The sequence below is a fragment of the Streptomyces sp. KPB2 genome, from assembly GCF_003950055.1.
GTDB lineage: Bacteria > Actinomycetota > Actinomycetes > Streptomycetales > Streptomycetaceae > Streptomyces > Streptomyces salinarius.
Map to the genome: position 1 here is coordinate 7,265,432 of NZ_CP034353.1, position 17,280 is coordinate 7,282,711.

Genomic DNA, 17,280 nt, shown 5'->3' on the forward strand with positions numbered 1-17,280 from the left:
GTCAGCCTCCGCTCGGCACCTCCTCGGGGGCCGTCTTCTGCTGGGGGTGGACGCAGTGCCACCGATGACCCCCGGGTTCCTCCGTCGCCGCCGGGAAGACCGTGGCGCAGGCGTCGTCCGCCTTCCAGCACCGGGTCCGGAAGGGGCAGCCGGAGGGCGGGTGGGTGGCCGAGGGCACCGGGCCGTGCAGCACGATCCGTTCGGGGCGCTCCAGCAGGCTCGGCGTCGCGGAGAGCAGCGCCTCGGTGTACGGGTGCCGGGACGCGCCGGAGACCTCGGCGGCCCCGCCCTCCTCGACCACGCGGCCCAGGTACAGCACCGCGATGCGGTCCGCGAGGTAGCGCACGGTCTGGACGTCGTGGGAGATGAACACCATGCCGAGGCCGAGCCGGGCCCGCAGGTCCACCAGCAGGTTGAGGATCTGGGCGCGCACCGACACGTCCAGGGCGCTGGTGGGCTCGTCCGCCACGATCAGCTCCGGCTCCAGGGCCAGCGCACGGGCGATGGCCACGCGCTGGCGCTGACCGCCGGACAGCCGGCCCGGCAGCGCGTCGAGCGTGTGACCGGGCAGCCCGACCAGGTCGAGGAGCTCCACCACCCGGGCCTCGCGCTCGGCCCGCGTACCGCGCTGGTGCACGTCCAGCGGGTCGCGCAGGATCCGGCGCACGGGCAGCCTCGGGTTCAGCGCGGTGGAGGCGTCCTGGAAGACCACGCCGACCGAGGCGCCGAATCCGGTACGGCGCTCGGCGGCACTCATCGTCCACAGGTCCCGGCCCCGGAAGTACACGTGTCCCTCGGTGGGGCGCTGAAGTCCGGTGACCACGCGGGCCAGCGTCGACTTGCCGCAGCCCGACTCGCCGACGAGCCCCAGGATCTCGCCGCGCCGCACCTCCAGGGAGGCGTCGGTGAGGGCGTGCACGGCGTCCCGGCGCAGGATGCCGCCGCTGCGGGCCCGGTGCCGTACGTGGATGCGGTCGAGCCGGACGAGTGGGTCCATGGTGCTGTCCTCGGTGGCGGTCATCGGGCACTCTCCAGCGACTTGGCGGAGCCGTTCGCGGCGGCCGGCCGGCGGACCGACGCCGGGTGGTGGCAGGCGAAGAGGTGGTCGAGGCCCGCGTCGCGGTCGGTGGCGGGCGGCGGGGTGGTGGCGCACAGCTCGGTGGCGGCGGCGCAGCGGGACGCGAACCGGCAGCCGGCGCCGAACGCCCTCGGTGCCGGAACGACACCGCGGATCTGGTGCAGCCGCTCGGCACCCGACTCCAGCGACACCACCGAGCCGAGCAGGCCCCGGCTGTAGTGGTGCGCCGGATCGGTGAGCAGCGCGCGGGTCTCGCCGGCCTCGGCGACCTGGCCGGCGTACATCACCGCGACCCGGTGGGCGAGATCGCCGACCAGGGCCAGGTCGTGGGAGACGAGGACCATCGCGAAGCCGAGTTCGTCGCGGAGCCGGACCAGCAGCTCGACGACCTGGGCCTGCACGGTGACGTCGAGGGCGGTGGTCGGCTCGTCGGCGATCAGCAGGCGCGGGCTGCGTGAGAGGGCCATCGCGATCAGGACGCGCTGGCGCTGCCCGCCGGACAGCTCGTGCGGGTAGCTGCGCAGGGTGCGCTCGGGGGAGAGGCCGACCAGTTCCAGCAGCTCGGCGGGGGTGCGGGTGCCGCCGCGGGAGGTGAGCCACTTGAGCTGGGTGCCGACGAGCACGGACGGGTTCAGGGACGACATGGCGTCCTGGTAGACCATCGCGATCTCCGGGCCCATCAGCGCCCGGCGCTCCTTCGGCGTCAGGTCGAGCAGGTCGCGGCCCCGGTAGCGGATCTCGCCCTCGGCCTCGGCGTTGCGGGCCAGCAGGCCCATGATTGCGAGGCTCGTGATGGACTTGCCGCAGCCCGACTCGCCGACCAGACCGAGGGTCTCGCCCTCGCGGACCGTGAAGGAGATGCCGTCGACGACACGGGTGTCGCCGTAGCGGTCCGGGAAGCGGATGGACAGGTCCCGTACGACGAGCAGGTCGGCCGCGTCCTCGGCGAGGGGCCGCACGGCGGGCTCCACTGCCTCCAGCCGGGCCGCCAGCTCGGCCAGCGCGGCGTCCACCCCGGCCGCGTCGGCCGCGGGCGCGGGCTCGGCGGCGTTGTCGTCGGTGCCGGTGCCGCCGGTGCGGGAGCGGTCCGGGGAGGCGGCGGCGTCGGTCATGCCCTCGGAGAGCACGTTCAGCGCGAGCACCGTGACCAGCACGCACAGACCGGGGAACAGGGTCGCCCACCAGCCGCCGGACAGCAGGATCTGCCGGCCGTAGGCCAGCACGCTGCCCCAGCTCGGGTCGGGGTCCTGCACACCGGCGCCGATGAAGGACAGGCTCGCCTCGAAGATGATGGAGTCGGCGACCATGACCGTCGCGAACACCAGGACCGGCGCCGCGCAGTTGATCGCGACGTGCCGGGCCACGATGTGGCCGCGGCGGGCGCCGATGACCCGCTCGGCGGCGACGTAGTCCTCGCCGTACTGCTCCAGCACATTGGCCCGCACCACGCGGGCCAGCGAGGGCGAGTAGACGAAGGCGATGGTGAAGATGATGACGGGGACGCTGGGCCCGAAGACCGCGACGAGCACGGCGGCCAGGGCGATCGGCGGGAAGGACATGACGACGTCGAGCGTGCGCATCACCGACTCGTCGGCGAGCCTGCGCGAGGTGGCCGCCAGCGCGCCCAGCGCCGAGCCGAGGACCAGGGCGAGCAGGGTCGCGCCGAGACCGATGACCAGGGAGTAGCGCGCACCGTGGACGACGCGGGCGAACACGTCGCGGCCGGCCCGGTCGGTGCCGAACCAGTGGTCGGCGCCCGGCGCCTGCGCGGGGACGCCGGTGGCGAGCGGGTCCTGGGTGAGCAGCGGCGCGAAGACCGCGCCCAGCACCACCACGAGGAGGATCCCGAGCGCGATCCGGGAGGGCACGGGCAGCCGGCGCAGGCGGGTGCCGGGCCGGGCGAGGTGCCCGGCGAGGGAGCGTGGAGCGAACATCACACCGTCCTGATGCGCGGGTTGACGAGCAGGTAGAGCAGGTCGACGACGACGTTGACCACGAGGAAGGCGATCGCGATGGTGAGCACGGTGCCCTGCACCAGCCCGACGTCGCCTCCGTTGACGCCCTCGAGGATCAGCTTGCCCATGCCGGGCAGGTCGAAGATCGCCTCGATGACGACGGCACCGCTGAGCATGTAGCCGACCTTGACGCCGAGCACGGTCAGCGGGGTGACCAGCGCGTTGCGCAGCACCGACCGGATGATCAGGAACGGCGGCAGGCCGCTGCCCCTGGCGGTGCGCACGTAGTCGCGGTCGAGTTCGGTGACCATCGAGGTGCGCACGAGACGGGCCAGCGACGAGGCGACCGGCAGGGCCAGGGAGAGCGCGGGCAGCGTCATGCTCTCCAGCCAGCCGGAGAACGAGTCGGCCGGGTTGACGTAGCCGCCCGTCGGGAAGAGCGGCATGTTCAGCGCGAACTGCTGGATGAGCAGCACACCGATCCAGAACGAGGGCAGGGCGATGCCGGCCATCGACAGCACCCGGAAGACCTGGTCCGGCCAGCGGTCCCGGTAGACGGCGCTGAGGACACCGAAGACCAGCGCCAGCACGACGGCGAGCGCGAGGCCGAGCAGGGTCAGCTGCAGCGTGAGCGGGAACGCGGTGGCGATCCGGTCGGTGACGGGCTGACTGGGCGACATGGTGACGCCGAGGTCCCCCCGCAGCAGATCGCCCAGGAAGGCGAAGTAGCGCACGGGCAGGGGGTCGTCGAGTCCGTTGGCCTCGGCGAACGCCGCTCGGGCCTCGGGGCTCGCCGACTCGCCCAGCGCGTTGTACGCGGGGTCGGTCGGTGAGAACTGGAGGACCACGAAGACCAGCAGCGCGATGCCGAGGACCATCACCGGCATCATCGCGACGCGGCGCAGCGCGAGCCGGAGAAATGCAACCATCGTGAGGTTCCTAGCGATTGGGGCGGGGGCCGCCGCCCGCGGTGGCGTGGCGGCGGCCCGGCGGGCCGGGCGTGCGGAGTCAGCCCCGGCCGACGTCGAGGAAGGACAGCCCGGTGGTGGGCAGCGGCTTGAAGCCGGTCAGTGCTCCCTGCCGCCAGGCGGTGGGCAGCTTGCGGTGCAGGATCGGGTACAGGGCGGCCTCGTCGGCGACCAGGTCGGTCACCTGGCCCCACAGCTCCTTGCGCTTGGCGTCGTCGGCCTCGGCCGCGGCCCTGTCGAGCAGCGACCTGGTCCGCTTGTAGGCGTCGCTGCCCTTCCAGCCGTAACGGTTCTCCGGCCAGAAGCCGTAGTAGAACCAGCGCAGCAGCAGGTCGGCGTCGTTGCCGAAGACGGACGGGTCGCCCGGCGCGGCCAGCGCCTCGAAGTCGCCCTGGTCGATCTTGGCGTACTGGGCGGCGGACTGCTGGATGTCCAGCTCGGCGTCGACGCCGACCGCGGCCCAGCTCTCCTTGATCAGCGGCGCGACGTCCTTGACCCAGCCGGTGTCGGTGAGCATCAGTGTGAAGGAGAGCTTGGCCACGCCCGCCTCGGCGAGCAGCTTCTTCGCCCTGGCGACGTCGTGGGTGTAGACGGTGGCCGCCTTGCGATAGTCCGGGTGCGTGGCCTGGACGTAACCGGTGGCGGCCTCGGCGTTGCCGAGCAGCGCCGTGGAGATGATCTTCTCGGTGTCCAGCGCGTAGTGCAGGGCCTGTCGCACCCGCTTGTCCTTGAACCGCTCGTCGGCGCAGTTGAACATCAGGAAGAGCATTCCGAAGGACTGGACCGACTCCACCTTGTCCTGGCCGGTGAAGCCCTTGACGTCGATGTAGGGCACGTCCTCGATGGCCTGTACGCGGCCGGACTTGAGCGCGCTGACCCGGGCGGACGGGTCGGACATCAGCCGCCAGACCATCTTCTTGGCCCTGGCCGGGTGCGGCCCGTTGTACTTGTCGTACGCCTCCATGACGATCTTGTCCTCGCGGACCGCCGACACGAACCTGTACGGGCCCGAGCCCACCGGCCTGGCGTCGAAGGACTTGGCGTCGGCTCCCGCGATCTTCTTCGGCACGATCCGCACCACGGATATCCGGGAGGGGAAGAGGGCGAAGGGGTACTTCAGCTTGAACTCCACCGTCGACCCGTCGACGGCCGTGACCCGGTCGATGAACGGGACGAACTGCGCCATGAGCGAGGCGTTCGCCTCGTCCAGGACCCGCTCGAAGCTGAACACCACGTCGTCCGCGGTGACCGGTGAGCCGTCGTGGAAGGTCGCGCCCTTGCGCAGGGTGGCCCGGTAGGTCGTCGCGTTGATCTTCTCGGGCATTTTGGTCGCCAGCGCCGGCCGTGCCACGAGCGTGGCGGGGTCGAGGTCGACCAGCCCCTCGAAGATGTGCATGTTGGCCGCGTACGGGGTCGCGCCCGAGGTGATCATCGGGTCGAATCCGGTGGACAGCGCGTAGGAGAGGCCGGCTTCGATGGTGTCGCCGCCGCTGCCCGAGTCACCGGTACCGTCTCCACTGGAGGCCGGTCCTCCGCAGGCCGTCAAGCCCGTGGTCACGGCGGTCGCCACACCGACGGCGCCGGTGTATCTCATGAAGGTGCGGCGATCGACGCCGGCTGCACTGCGCGCGGACAAGGAGTCCTCCAGGCGGGGAATGAGAGTCGAGCGGATGGAGGAGGCGAGTGTGGTCGGCGCCTCACCGACAGTGCGTCAGACGTCTGATGTCTGATGCTTGATAACGTGGGAACGTAGCCGGGCAAGTGAGAGGGGTCAAGAGGTGGCGGTGGGGCAAAGGGCGATTCGGCAGACGGTGCCGGAGCCCAAGACGGCACGACAACCGTTGCGGCAGGAGGTCGTGGACGGCATCAAGGCCTACATCCTGCGCAACGAACTGCGCCCGGGGGATCCCTTGCCGACCGAGCCCGCCCTGTGCGAGGCGCTCGGCGCGAGCCGCTCCAGCGTGCGGGAGGCCATCAGGATCCTCACCGCGCTCGACATCGTCGAGGTGCGGCACGGGCACGGCACCTACGTCGGCAGGCTGAGCCTGTCCGCCCTGGTGGAGAGCCTCGCCTTCCGCGGTCTGCTCAGTCCCGACGACGACTTCCAGGTCATGAGCGACCTCATCGAGGTGCGCGAGCTGTTCGAGCGCGGCATGGCCGAGCGGCTGGTCTCCTCCCTGGACGAGGCGCAGATCGCCCGCCTCGACGCCCACGTCGACGAGATGCGCAGGGCCGGTGCGGGGGAGGGGCACGGGTTCGTCGAGGCGGACCGCGCCTTCCACACCCTGCTCCTCGCCCCGCTCGGCAACGACCTCATCGGCCAGCTCTCCGCGGCTTTCTGGGACGTGTACGTCATCGTCGCGCCGCATCTCGACGTGTTCACGCGCGAGCACGAGGCGACCACCATCGCCAACCACCAGCGCATCGTGGACGCCGTGCGCGACCGCGATCCGGCCGAGTTCGCGGCGGCCCTCGCCGAGCACTACGCGCCGGTGCGCCGGCGGATCGAGGAGGCCCGCGCCCGGCGCTGACCCGGCCACGGCCGACGAACGAGGCGCCCCCGCCGGGGGCGCCTCTGTCATGTGCGCTGCCGGACCGTCCCACCCCCGCGTCGCCGGACCGTCCCACCCCCGCGCCACCGGCCGGCACTTGACGGTCGCCGTTCCGGTCTCTAGTGTCCTCGATCAGCAGACATCAGACGTCTGCTCTTGAGGAAGCAATCGCCCTCTCCGTGGGGTCCGGCGCAGCCGGTCCCGCCCGTTCCCCCGCGCTGCGCCGCGCGCACGCCTCACCCACCGGGGCCCCTCCATGCCACTGACGGACCTCACCCTCGCCCAGTGCCTGGCACTGCGGCCCGACCTCGACGAGCCCGCCGACCTCGACGCCTTCTGGGAGCAGACCCTCCGCGAGGCCAGGGGGACCGGCGGCGCACCCGGCTTCACGCCGGTGGACACCGGCCTGACGGAGGTGGCCACCCACGACGTCACGGTGCCCGGCTTCGCCGGCGAGCCCGTCCGTGGCTGGCTGCACCTGCCCGCCCGGGCGAACGGTCCGCTCGGCTGCGTGGTGGAGTTCCTCGGCTACGGCCGCGGCCGCGGCCTGCCGCACGAGCAGGTGCTCTGGGCCAACGCCGGCTACGCGCACGTCGTCATGGACACCCGCGGCCAGGGCTGGTCCACCGCGGGCGGCGACACCCCCGACACCGCCGCCCTGCACGGCACCGTCCCCGGGTTCCTCACCCGCGGCGTGGAGCGCCCCCACGACCACTACTACCGCAGGGTGTTCACGGACGCCGTGCGCTTCGTCGACGCCGCCCGCGCGCACCCGGCCGTGGATCCCGACCGGGTCGTCGTGACCGGCGTCAGCCAGGGCGGCGGCATCGCCCTCGCGGTGGCCGGGCTGGTGCCGGGCCTGGCCGGGGTGATGCCCGACGTCCCCTTCCTCTGCGACATCCGGCGCGGCGCCACGATCGCGGCCCGGCCGCCCTACACCGAGATCGCCGAGTACCTGCGCCTGCACCGCGACCGCACCGCGACCGTCTTCGCCACCCTGTCCTACGTCGACGCGGCCCTGCTGGCCGCGCGCGCCACCGCCCCCTCGCTCTTCTCCATCGCGATGATGGACGAGATCTGCCCGCCCTCGACGAGCTTCGCGGCCTACCACCGCTACGGCGGCCCGAAGGACCTGCGCGTCTACGAGTTCAACGGCCACGAAGGCGGCGGCGGCCACCACCGCCGCGTCCAACTCGACTGGGTTCGCGCACTGCTCACCGCACCCCGCCCCGAGACCCCCACTACCGCCTCCGTCCTGCACGCCCCCCGACTCGCCTGACCCCTCACCCGAGAAGAGGCCCGTTCATGCAGCGAAGAGTCACCCTGGCCGTCGGCACCGCCGCCCTGGCCGTCCTGGGCACCACCGTCCCCGCCGCCCACGGCGTCGACTCCCCCCACAAGGCCGCCGCGGCCGCCGGAACCCTCACCTCACAGGACCTCGCCACCGCCGGTACCGGCTCCCCCTACTACCGCATCCCCGCCCTGACGCGGACCACCGAGGGCACGCTCATCGCCGCGTACGACGCCCGCCCCACCCTCGGCGACCTGCCGAGCAACATCGGCGTCGTCCTCCGGCGCAGCACCGACGGCGGCGCCACCTGGCGGGCGCAGCAGGTCGTCCGCAAGGACCCGGCCCCCAAGGGCTACGGCGACCCCAGCCTCCTCGTCGACCGCGAGACCGGCCGCATCTTCCTCTTCTACGCGGCCTCCGTGAACCAGGGCTTCTTCGGCTCGGCCACCGGCAACGACGAGAGCGACCCGGACGTCCTCCAGGCCGATTACAGCTACTCCGACGACGACGGCCTCACCTGGAAGCACGAGCGGATCACCGCCGACATCAAGGACCCCTCCTGGGGCGGCATGTTCGCCTCCTCCGGCGAGGGCATCCAGCTGCGCCACGGCAGGTACAAGGGCCGTCTGATCCAGCAGTACGCCATCCGCAAGGACGGCGCCAACTACGCCGTCAGCGCCTACAGCGACGACCACGGCGTCACCTGGAAGATGGGCACCCCCGTCGGCCCCGGCGGCGACGAGAACAAGACCGTCGAGCTGTCCGACGGCCGCGTCATGCTCAACAACCGCTCCAAGCCCTACCGCACGGTCGCCCACTCCAGCGACGGCGGCGTCACCTACACCCCCTTCCGGCAGGACACCGAGCTGCCGGACCCGGCCAACAACGGCTCCCTCACCCGCTTCGCGCCCGACGTGGACGCCTCGCACCCCCGCGCCTCGTGGCTGGTGTTCAGCAACACCGCGACGACCGACAGCCGCAGCAACCTCACCGTCCGCCTCTCCTGCGACAACGGGCAGACCTGGCCGGTGCGCAGGACCGTCGAGTCCGGCGCCGCCGCCTACTCCACGCTCACCCCGCTCAGCGACGGCACGGGACCCAACCCGGGCATGGGCCTGCTGTGGGAGCGGGGCAACGTCGACCACATCACCTACTCCTCCTTCGACCTCCAGTGGCTCGGCGGGGTCTGCGCGCCGGTCACCGTCACCTCACCCGCCTCCCTGCCCGCCGGGCGGACCACCACCGTCACCGTCCGCGTCGTCAGCCAGAACGACGTCCGGCTCCCCGAGGGCAACGTCTCCCTCGACCTGCCGGACGGCTGGAGCGCCCCGGCGGTCGACGTGCCCGCGCTCGACCCCGGCCAGGGCGCCAACATGAAGATCCCCGTCACGGTCCCCGCGAACGCCACCGCGGGCGACGTGCGGGCCACCGCCACCTACGAGGTCCGCGGCCGCCAGCACTCCTACGGCGACACGACGTTCACCGTCACCCAGCCGTAGCCGGCCACGGGCCGCCGGACGCCGGCACCCCGGCGTCCGGCGGCCCGTTCCACCCCGTACCACCACCCGCACAGCCCAGGAGAAACACCATGTCCTCGTCCCAGCCCCTGAGCGGCGTCGTGCCGCCCGTCTGCACTCCTCTGGACGCGTCGGGCGAAGTCGACACCGCCTCGCTCACCCGGCTCGTCGAGCACCTCGTCGGCGGGGGAGTGCACGGGCTGTTCGCCCTGGGCTCCAGCAGCGAGGTCGCCTTCCTCACCGACCGGCAGCGGGCCGTCGCCCTCGGCACGGTCGTCGAGGCGGTCGCCGGCCGCGTCCCCGTCCTCGCCGGGGTCATCGACATGACCACCCCCCGGGTGCTCGTCCACGCCGAGGCCGCCCGCGAGGCCGGCGCCGACGCCCTCGTGGCCACCGCCCCCTTCTACGCCCGCACCCACCCGCGCGAGATCGCCGCCCACTTCCGCGCCGTCCGCTCCGCCGTTGACCTGCCCCTGTACGCCTACGACCTCCCCGTCTCCGTGCACAGCAAGCTTTCCACCGCCCTGGTGCGCGAACTCGCCGTGGACGGCACGCTGGCCGGGCTCAAGGACAGCAGCGGCGACGAGGGCGGTCTGCGCCGCCTCATGGTCGAACTCGGCGGACGCCACGGCCGCGCCGACGGCCCCGCCCCCTCCTTCAGCATCCTCACCGGCTCCGAACTGACCGTGGACGCCGCCCTGCTGGCCGGCGCCGACGGCGTCGTACCGGGCCTCGGCAACGTGGACCCGGCCGGCTACGTCCGCCTCTACGACGCCGTGCGCGGCGGCGACCTGGACCGGGCCGTCAAGGAACAGGAGCGGCTCGTCGAGCTGTTCGGGCTGGTCGACGCGGGCCCGGAGGCGGAGATGGGCCGCAACTCCTCGGCCATCGGCGCCTTCAAGCACGCCCTGCGGCTGCTCGGCGTGTTCTCCCACGGCACCACCGCCGCGCCGCAGATCCAGCTGGGCGAGGACGCCGTCGCCCACGTCGAGCGGCACCTGCGCGGCGCCGGGCTGCTGCCGGTCCGATGACCGCACGGCACCTCGACGCACCGGTCGTCGGCCTCGACCTGGGCGGCACCAAGATCGCCGCCGCCCTGGTCGGCCCCGACGGCACCGTCCTGGCCCGGCACACCCTGCCCACCCCGGCGACGGAGGGCGCCGAGGCGGTGCTGGACGCCCTGGCCGTCGCCGCCCGCGCGGTACGGGTGCACGGCACCACCGCGATCGGCGTCGCGGCGGCCGGGGTGATCGACCCCGTCACCGGGACCGTCACCAGCGCCACCGACACCATTCGCGGCTGGGCCGGCACCGCCCTCGCGGCCGGCCTCGCCGTCCGTACCGGCCTCCCCGTGGCCTGCGACAACGACGTACGTGCCGCCGCCGCGACGGAACTGGACGGCCCCGACGACGACGCCGGCCTGCTCTACGCCGCCGTCGGCACCGGAGTGGGCGGCGCCGTCGCCGCCGCGGGCCGCATGCTGCACGGCGCCGCCGGAATCGCCGGGCACCTCGGGCACCTGCCCAGCCCGGAGGCCGACGGGCTGCCCTGCACCTGCGGAGCCACCGGCCACCTGGAGGCCGTCGCGGCGGGCCCCGCCATCACCGCCCACTGCGCACGGCTCGGCGGGGCACCGGCCGACCGGCTCCAGACCGTCGCCGCACGCGCCGCCGAGGGCGACCCGCACGCCACCGCGGCCATCACGCTCGGCGCCCGTGCGACGGGCCGCGCCCTGGGCGGCCTCGCCAACGCGCTCGGCCCGCACCGCGTCGTGGTGGCCGGCGGCGTGCCCCGCATCGGCCCCCTGTACTGGGACGCCCTGTGCGCGGCCTTCGCCGCCGAACTCATGCCACCGCTGCGCGCCCTGCGCCCGCGCCCACCACGCGGCGGCGCCGACGCCGCGGTCCTCGGGGCGGCCGCGCTGCCCCGCACCCTGCCCCTGCACCACCCCCACACCACCGGAGCACCGTCATGACCCCGCCCGCCCCCGGGTCCCCGTCCCTGGCCGACCGCCTGGAGGGCCGCCTGATCGTGTCCTGCCAGGCGCCTCCCGGTGATCCGATGCGCCACACCGACACCCTGGTCCGGATGGCCCTGGCCGCGCGGGCCGGGGGCGCCGCGGCCGTGCGCGTCAACGACCCGGAGGTCGTCGCGGCCACCGTCGCGGCCGTGGACCTGCCGGTGATCGGCCTGTGGAAGGACGGTGACAGCGGCGTCTTCATCACCCCGACCGTGCGCCACGCCCTCGCCCTGGTGGAGGCCGGCGCCGCGGTCGTCGCCGCCGACGCCACCGCGCGACCGCGCCCCGACGGCAGCACCTTCGCCGAGCTGGTCGAGGCCGTCCACGCCGCGGGCGCGCAGGTCATGGCCGACGTGTCGACGCTCGGCGAGGGCCGCGCCGCCGCCGGCCGGGGGGCGGACTTCGTCGGCACCACCCTGTCCGGCTACGTGCCGGGCTCCCCGGTGCAGGACGCGCCCGACCTCGCGCTCGTGACCGGCCTCGCCGGCGCGCTCGGCACCCCGGTGATCGCCGAGGGCCGTATCGCGACCCCCGAGCAGGCCGCCCGGGCCCTGGCCGCCGGAGCGCACAGCGTCGTCGTGGGCACCGCCATCACGGCGCCGACCGCGCTGACCCGGCTCTTCGTGGAAGGCCTCACGTCCTGACCGGCATGCGCGAGGGGCGGCGGGAGACTGTCCCCCACCGCCCCTTTCCCGGGTGTGCGGCGATCAGGCCGCCGGAGCCGGGTACGTCGGGTACTCCACGCCGGAGACGTGCTGGACGACGCGGACGACCTGGCAGGAGTAGCCGAACTCGTTGTCGTACCAGAGGTAGAGGATCGCGTTGTCGCCCTCGACCTTCAGCGCGCCGGCGTCCACGATCGAGGCGTGGCGCGAGCCGATGAAGTCGCTGGAGACGGCGTCCGGGGCGCTGATGAAGTCGATCTGGCGCTTGAGCGGCGAGGTCAGCGACACCTCGCGCAGGTGGTCCAGGACCTCCTCGCGGCTCGCCTCGCGGGCCAGCTGGAGGTTGAGGATCGCGATCGACACGTCCGGCACCGGCACCCGGATCGAGCTGCCCGTGATCCGCGCCTTCAGGTCGGGCAGCGCCTTGGCGACGGCGGAGGCGGCACCCGTCTCCGTGATCACCATGTTCAGCGGCGCGCTGCGGCCGCGGCGCTCGGACTTGTGGTAGTTGTCCAGCAGGTTCTGGTCGTTGGTGAAGGAGTGCACCGTCTCCACGTGACCGCGCAGCACGCCGTACTCGTCCTCCATCGCCTTGAGCGGCGGGACGATCGCGTTGGTGGTGCAGGAGGCGCAGGACAGGATCCGCTCGTCCGGCTTGATGGTGTCGTGGTTGACGCCGTGGACGATGTTCGGGACGTCGCCCTTGCCCGGCGCGGTCAGCACGACCTTGTCGATGCCCGGACGCAGGTGCTTCGACAGGCCCTCGCGGTCGCGCCACTTGCCCGTGTTGTCGATGAGGATGGCGTCCTTGATGCCGTACGCCGTGTAGTCGACCTGCGTCGGGTCGTCCGCGTAGATCACCTTGATGGCGTTGCCGTTGGCGAGGATCGTGCTGTTGTCCTCGTCGACGGTGATCGTGCCCTGGAACTGGCCGTGCACGGAGTCGCGGCGCAGCAGCGAAGCACGCTTCACGATGTCCTCGGCGGCCCGCTCCCCACCGCCCCGGACGACGATGGCGCGCAGCCGGAGCCCGTTGCCGGAGCCCGCCTTCTCGATGAGCAGCCGGGCGACGAGCCGGCCGATGCGGCCGAAGCCGTACAGGACGACGTCGCGGCCCTCACGCCGGTCGATCTTGTTGGCGCCGGTGGCCCCGGCGACGGCCTCGGCGGTGAACTCCTCGACCGACAGACCGCGGTCGTCGCCCCGGTAGGTCGCGGCGAGCATGCCGATGTCGATCTGCGAGGGCCCGAGATCGAGGGTGGTGAGTGCCCGCAGGAAGGGCATCGTCTCGGTGACCGACAGCTCCGCGCCGGCGATCTGGCGGGCGAAGCGGTGCGTCTTGAGGATGCTGACCACAGACTTGTTCACCAGGGAACGGCTGTGCAGCAGGATCGTGACGTCCTGCTCCCGGTGCAGCTTCCCGATCATCGGGATCATCGATTCCGCGATCTCTTCGCGGTGCTTCCAGTTGGTGAACGAGTCGTCGTTGACAGTCACGTCTCTATCTTTCGAGCTAGGCGGCGCTCATATGCTAACCCGACCGCATTTCTGATCGATCAAGTGGGCCCCTCGCCGATCAGATGAGTACGGGATCCGGGCGGGACGGGGTGCGGGAGTCGAACATGATTGCGTTGCGCGGGACCGGGGTACGCGAGCCTGGACCGCGTCCGTGCCGATCGTCCGCGCGGGCCGTACCACCGCCGCTACCAGGGAATCTGCCATGGAGACACCCGCGAACGACCACCCCGTCACGCCCGCTCAGCGAGCGCTGGACACGCTGGCCGAGTCCCCGGAGACCGCCGACAACACGGCGGCGCTCGACACCCTCGCGAGCAGCGACGTCCTCGTGCCGGTGCCCGACGACGCGAACGACCAGGACGCAGCCGACCCCGGGATGCTGGCACTGCCGGTGCTGGAACAGCAGGGCGGCCGTCAGGTGGTGCCCGTGTTCACCTCGGAGCTGGAGATGGCCGGCCTGCTGCCGTACGTCTCCCGCTACCGCATGGTGCCGCTCGGCGCACTCGCCGCGCAGTGGCCGGCCGACGACCTGTCCCTGTCCATCGACGCCGGTTCGGAGCACCGCCTCACCCTCACCTCGGACGGCGTGCGCACGCTGCTGGCGCGTCCGTAAGGACTTCGCCCACGGGCCTCCGTCCCTCTCAGGAGGGGCGGGGGCCCTCGTCGTCGCCGAGGGTGCGGGCCAGCGCGGCCCGCTGGAGCGGCAGAATCGCCGCGTGCAGGTCGCGGCCCCTGGGGGTGAGCGCGACGTACACACCCCGCCGGTCCTCCGCGCAGGTCGAGCGCGTCACCAGTCCGTCCCGCTCCAGGCGGGCGATGAGCCGGGACAGCGCGCTCTGGCTCAGGTGGACCCGGCCCACCAGGTTCTGCACCCGGCAGCGGTCGCCGTCCCCGGGCGCCTCCGTCACGAGGAGGTCGAGCACCTCGAAGTCGCTCGCGCCCAGACCGTGCGGATGCAGCGCCCGGTCGATCTCGCACATCGTGCGCGCGTGCACCGCGAGGATGTCCCGCCATCGTTCCTCGAGCCGCGCGCCGGCGGTCCTGGCTGCCATGACTGAACGGTAGCACCGCAACCGATATTGGTTGAATGTGCAAATGGCCCGGTTGTCGGACAACGGGGCGCCGACTGCGGGAAGGTGGGGGGACACGGTACGAAGCCGGGACCGCACGGAGGGAGGACGGGATGCCGAGGAGTCCCGTGCACGGCACGCGCCTCGACATCCTGGAGTGGTTGAAGGATCCGGCCGCGCACTTTCCCCGGCAGCGTCGCGTGGACCCCGCCGAGCACGGTGTCCACGCCGGCCTCGTCGCCGCGAAGCTCGGTGTGTCCCGCCGCGCGGCCCGCACCCACCTCGACCTCCTCACCCGTCTCGGCCTGCTGCGGGCCACGCGGCTGCGCCGCCGCACGTACTACCGGCGCGACGAGGTGCGGATCGCCGAGGTGGCGCGGCTGTTCGAGAAGGGCTGGCAGGCGCGGGCGCCCCTCCCGGAGTGACCCGTGCGCCGCCCCGGCGTTACGCTGAGCATCAGCCGCGGCCCGCAGGGACGCGGCGCGGCGGTGGGGCCCGCCGTACCCGAACCGCGGCTCAGGCGCCGCCAACGGTCCCTACTTGCGTACCGGGGGCATCCCCCTGCCCGGCGAGTAGGAGACGTACGACCATGACAGTCCCGAAGACCGGGGGCGTCGGCCGGGTTCGGCCGGGCGCCCCGGGACGGCCGCGGTGGCGCGCCCAGGCACCGGTCGTCGCGGTCGTGGCCCTCGGTGGCGGCACCGGCGCCGCCGCCCGTTACGCGGCCTCCCTGTGGTGGCCGACGCAGGCCGGCGGCTTCCCCTGGACGACCCTCGGGGTCAACGTCGTCGGCTGTGCCGTCATCGGCGTGTTCATGGTGGTCATCACCGAGGTCCGGTCCGCCCACCGCCTGGTGCGGCCCTTCTTCGGCACCGGCGTGCTCGGCGGCTTCACCACCTTCTCCACCTACGCCGTCGACAGCCGGTCCCTGTTCGCCGACGGCCGGGTCCCGACCGGCCTGGCGTACCTCGCCGCGACCCCGCTCGCGGCACTCACCGCGGTGTGGCTCGCCGCATGGGCGACCCGCCGGGTCCTGAAGTGGAGGCAGACATGACGAGGCTGACCGGCGGCGCCCTGCGCCTGACCGTCTTCGTGGGCGAGAACGACACCTGGCACCACCGCCCGCTGTACTCGGAGATCGTCCACCGCGCCCACGCGGCGGGCCTCGCGGGCGCCAGCGTCTTCCGGGGCGTCGAGGGCTTCGGCGCCTCCTCGATCGTCCACACCACCAGGCTGCTCTCCCTGAGCGAGGACCTGCCGGTGGCCGTGGTCGTCGTCGACACCGAGGAGCGCGTCCGGGACTTCCTGCCGCAGCTCGACGAACTCGTCACCGAGGGCCTGGTCACCCTCGACCCGTGCGAGGTCGTCAGGTACGAGGGCCGGAGGCCGTCGTGAACTGGCTGCTGGTCGTCGTCGGCGGCATGGTCGGCGCCCCGCTGCGCTACCTCACCGACCGCGCCGTGCAGTCCCGGCACGACTCCGTCTTCCCCTGGGGCACCTTCACGGTGAACGTGACCGGCAGCATGGTCCTCGGCCTGCTGACCGGCGCCGCCCTCGCCGGAGCGGTCGGCTCCGACCTGCGGCTGCTGCTGGGCACCGGCCTGTGCGGCGCGCTCACGACGTACTCGACCTTCTCCTACGAGACCCTCCGGCTCGCCGAGACCGGCGCCCGCCTGGAGGCCGCCGTCAACGTGGTGGGGACCGTGGCGGCCGGCCTCGCGGCGGCGTTCGCGGGGGTGACTCTGGCCGACGCGCTCTGGGGCTGACGCCGGCACACAGCTTGGTGTAGTAGGAACTGGATGCCATGAGCGCCATCAGCATCGGTCAGGCCGTCGTCCTCGGAGCCGTCGAGGGGGTGACCGAGTTCCTGCCCGTCTCCTCCACCGGACACCTCAAGATCGTCGAGGGGCTGATGGGCATCCCGGTCGACGACGACGCCGTCATCGGCTTCTCCGCGGTCATCCAGGTCGGCGCGATCGCCGCCGTGCTCGTGTACTTCTCCAAGGACATCGCGCGGATCGTCTCCGCCTGGGCGCGGGGACTGCGCGACCGCGAGGAGCGGTACCACCACGACTACAGGTTCGCCTGGTGGGTCATCTTCGCCACCATCCCCATCGTCCTCGTCGGCCTCGCCGCCAAGCCCCTGATCAAGGGCCCGCTCGCCTCGCTGTGGGTGGTCGCCGGCTCGCTGATCGTCGGCAGCGGCGTGATGTGGTGGGCCGACCGCACCGGCCGGCACAAGCGGGGCGAGGACGACACGTCCTTCAAGGACGCGATGCTGGTCGGCGGCTCCCAGATCCTCGCCCTGCTCTTCCCGGGCTTCTCCCGTTCCGGCGCCACCATGTCCACCGCCCTGATGCTCGACCTCGACCGGGTCGCCGCCACCCGGCTGTCCTTCTTCCTCGGCATCCCGGCCCTGACCGGGGCCGGACTGTACGAGCTGAAGGACGCCCTGGGCACGGGAGCGGGTGCCGCGCCCCTGGCGGTCGGCACCCTCGTCTCCTTCGTGGTGGCCTACGCCTCCATCGCCTGGCTGCTGAAGTTCGTCGCCAAGCACACCTTCAACTCGTTCGTCGTCTACCGGATCGCGGTCGGCGTCCTGCTGTTCGGGCTGCTCGGCACCGGCGTGCTGCACGGCTGACCGCT

Annotated in this window: 18 protein-coding genes; 12 read left to right on the forward strand and 6 right to left on the reverse strand. The window is 72.8% G+C overall.

Annotation, left to right across the window (positions count from 1 at the left end):
* Position 1: 1 nt before the first annotated feature.
* From D1J63_RS32865 to D1J63_RS32880, 4 genes are all read right to left on the reverse strand, one after another.
* Entirely contained in the window at positions 2-1,021 is a 1,020-nt protein-coding gene (locus tag D1J63_RS32865; protein ID WP_125633962.1) for an ABC transporter ATP-binding protein, read from the reverse strand.
* Positions 1,018-3,012 (reverse strand): dipeptide/oligopeptide/nickel ABC transporter permease/ATP-binding protein, encoded by a 1,995-nt coding sequence (locus tag D1J63_RS32870; RefSeq protein WP_125633964.1) that lies wholly within the window; start codon positions 3,010-3,012, stop codon positions 1,018-1,020. The genes D1J63_RS32865 and D1J63_RS32870 overlap by 4 nt, the downstream gene beginning before the upstream one ends.
* A complete protein-coding gene (locus D1J63_RS32875; protein ID WP_061446196.1) occupies positions 3,012-3,962 on the reverse strand; it encodes an ABC transporter permease in 951 nt (316 codons plus the stop codon). The genes D1J63_RS32870 and D1J63_RS32875 overlap by 1 nt, the downstream gene beginning before the upstream one ends.
* Positions 3,963-4,041: 79 nt before the next feature.
* Positions 4,042-5,595, reverse strand: a complete 1,554-nt coding sequence (locus tag D1J63_RS32880) for an ABC transporter substrate-binding protein (RefSeq protein ID WP_125635989.1) — start codon at positions 5,593-5,595, stop codon at positions 4,042-4,044.
* A 217-nt stretch (positions 5,596-5,812) separates the two neighbouring features.
* Here D1J63_RS32880 and D1J63_RS32885 point away from each other — a divergent pair, with 217 nt between their 5' ends.
* The 6 genes from D1J63_RS32885 (at position 5,813) to D1J63_RS32910 (ending at position 12,025) form a co-directional block, all read left to right on the forward strand.
* Positions 5,813-6,532 (forward strand): FadR/GntR family transcriptional regulator, encoded by a 720-nt coding sequence (locus tag D1J63_RS32885; protein ID WP_176155827.1) that lies wholly within the window; start codon positions 5,813-5,815, stop codon positions 6,530-6,532.
* Between the two features lie 277 nt (positions 6,533-6,809).
* Positions 6,810-7,832, forward strand: coding sequence for an acetylxylan esterase (locus tag D1J63_RS32890; RefSeq protein ID WP_125633968.1), 1,023 nt, complete (start codon positions 6,810-6,812; stop codon positions 7,830-7,832).
* A 26-nt stretch (positions 7,833-7,858) separates the two neighbouring features.
* A complete protein-coding gene (locus D1J63_RS32895; protein WP_125633970.1) occupies positions 7,859-9,343 on the forward strand; it encodes an exo-alpha-sialidase in 1,485 nt (494 codons plus the stop codon).
* 89 nt (positions 9,344-9,432) lie between these two features.
* Complete coding sequence (locus D1J63_RS32900; RefSeq protein ID WP_125633972.1) at positions 9,433-10,392, forward strand: dihydrodipicolinate synthase family protein; 960 nt, start codon at positions 9,433-9,435, stop codon at positions 10,390-10,392.
* Complete coding sequence (locus D1J63_RS32905; protein ID WP_125633974.1) at positions 10,389-11,336, forward strand: ROK family protein; 948 nt, start codon at positions 10,389-10,391, stop codon at positions 11,334-11,336. Before D1J63_RS32900 ends, D1J63_RS32905 begins: the two co-directional genes overlap by 4 nt.
* The gene (locus D1J63_RS32910; protein ID WP_125633976.1) at positions 11,333-12,025 is read left to right on the forward strand and encodes a putative N-acetylmannosamine-6-phosphate 2-epimerase; all 693 of its coding nucleotides are present in this window, start codon (positions 11,333-11,335) and stop codon (positions 12,023-12,025) included. The genes D1J63_RS32905 and D1J63_RS32910 overlap by 4 nt, the downstream gene beginning before the upstream one ends.
* 63 nt (positions 12,026-12,088) lie before the next feature.
* On the opposite strand, the gene D1J63_RS32915 is transcribed toward D1J63_RS32910, so the two are convergent.
* The gene (locus D1J63_RS32915; RefSeq protein WP_102929768.1) at positions 12,089-13,543 is read right to left on the reverse strand and encodes a glyceraldehyde-3-phosphate dehydrogenase; all 1,455 of its coding nucleotides are present in this window, start codon (positions 13,541-13,543) and stop codon (positions 12,089-12,091) included.
* 223 nt (positions 13,544-13,766) lie between these two features.
* Between D1J63_RS32915 and D1J63_RS32920 the strand changes: the two genes are divergently transcribed.
* Positions 13,767-14,177, forward strand: coding sequence for an SseB family protein (locus D1J63_RS32920; RefSeq protein ID WP_102929767.1), 411 nt, complete (start codon positions 13,767-13,769; stop codon positions 14,175-14,177).
* Positions 14,178-14,205: 28 nt separating this feature from the next.
* Here D1J63_RS32920 and D1J63_RS32925 read toward each other — a convergent pair whose 3' ends face one another.
* Positions 14,206-14,616, reverse strand: coding sequence for a MarR family transcriptional regulator (locus D1J63_RS32925; protein WP_102929766.1), 411 nt, complete (start codon positions 14,614-14,616; stop codon positions 14,206-14,208).
* Positions 14,617-14,747: 131 nt separating this feature from the next.
* Here D1J63_RS32925 and D1J63_RS32930 point away from each other — a divergent pair, with 131 nt between their 5' ends.
* From D1J63_RS32930 to D1J63_RS32950, 5 genes are all read left to right on the forward strand, one after another.
* Positions 14,748-15,059, forward strand: a complete 312-nt coding sequence (locus D1J63_RS32930; RefSeq protein ID WP_125633978.1) for an ArsR family transcriptional regulator — start codon at positions 14,748-14,750, stop codon at positions 15,057-15,059.
* 164 nt (positions 15,060-15,223) lie between these two features.
* A complete protein-coding gene (gene crcB, locus D1J63_RS32935; protein ID WP_125633980.1) occupies positions 15,224-15,688 on the forward strand; it encodes a fluoride efflux transporter CrcB in 465 nt (154 codons plus the stop codon).
* Positions 15,685-16,029 (forward strand): DUF190 domain-containing protein, encoded by a 345-nt coding sequence (locus tag D1J63_RS32940; protein WP_102929763.1) that lies wholly within the window; start codon positions 15,685-15,687, stop codon positions 16,027-16,029. Before crcB (D1J63_RS32935) ends, D1J63_RS32940 begins: the two co-directional genes overlap by 4 nt.
* Positions 16,026-16,400 (forward strand): fluoride efflux transporter CrcB, encoded by a 375-nt coding sequence (gene crcB / locus D1J63_RS32945; protein WP_102929762.1) that lies wholly within the window; start codon positions 16,026-16,028, stop codon positions 16,398-16,400. The genes D1J63_RS32940 and crcB (D1J63_RS32945) overlap by 4 nt, the downstream gene beginning before the upstream one ends.
* Positions 16,401-16,438: 38 nt before the next feature.
* A complete protein-coding gene (locus tag D1J63_RS32950; RefSeq protein WP_125633983.1) occupies positions 16,439-17,275 on the forward strand; it encodes an undecaprenyl-diphosphate phosphatase in 837 nt (278 codons plus the stop codon).
* The last annotated feature ends 5 nt before the right edge of the window (positions 17,276-17,280 follow it).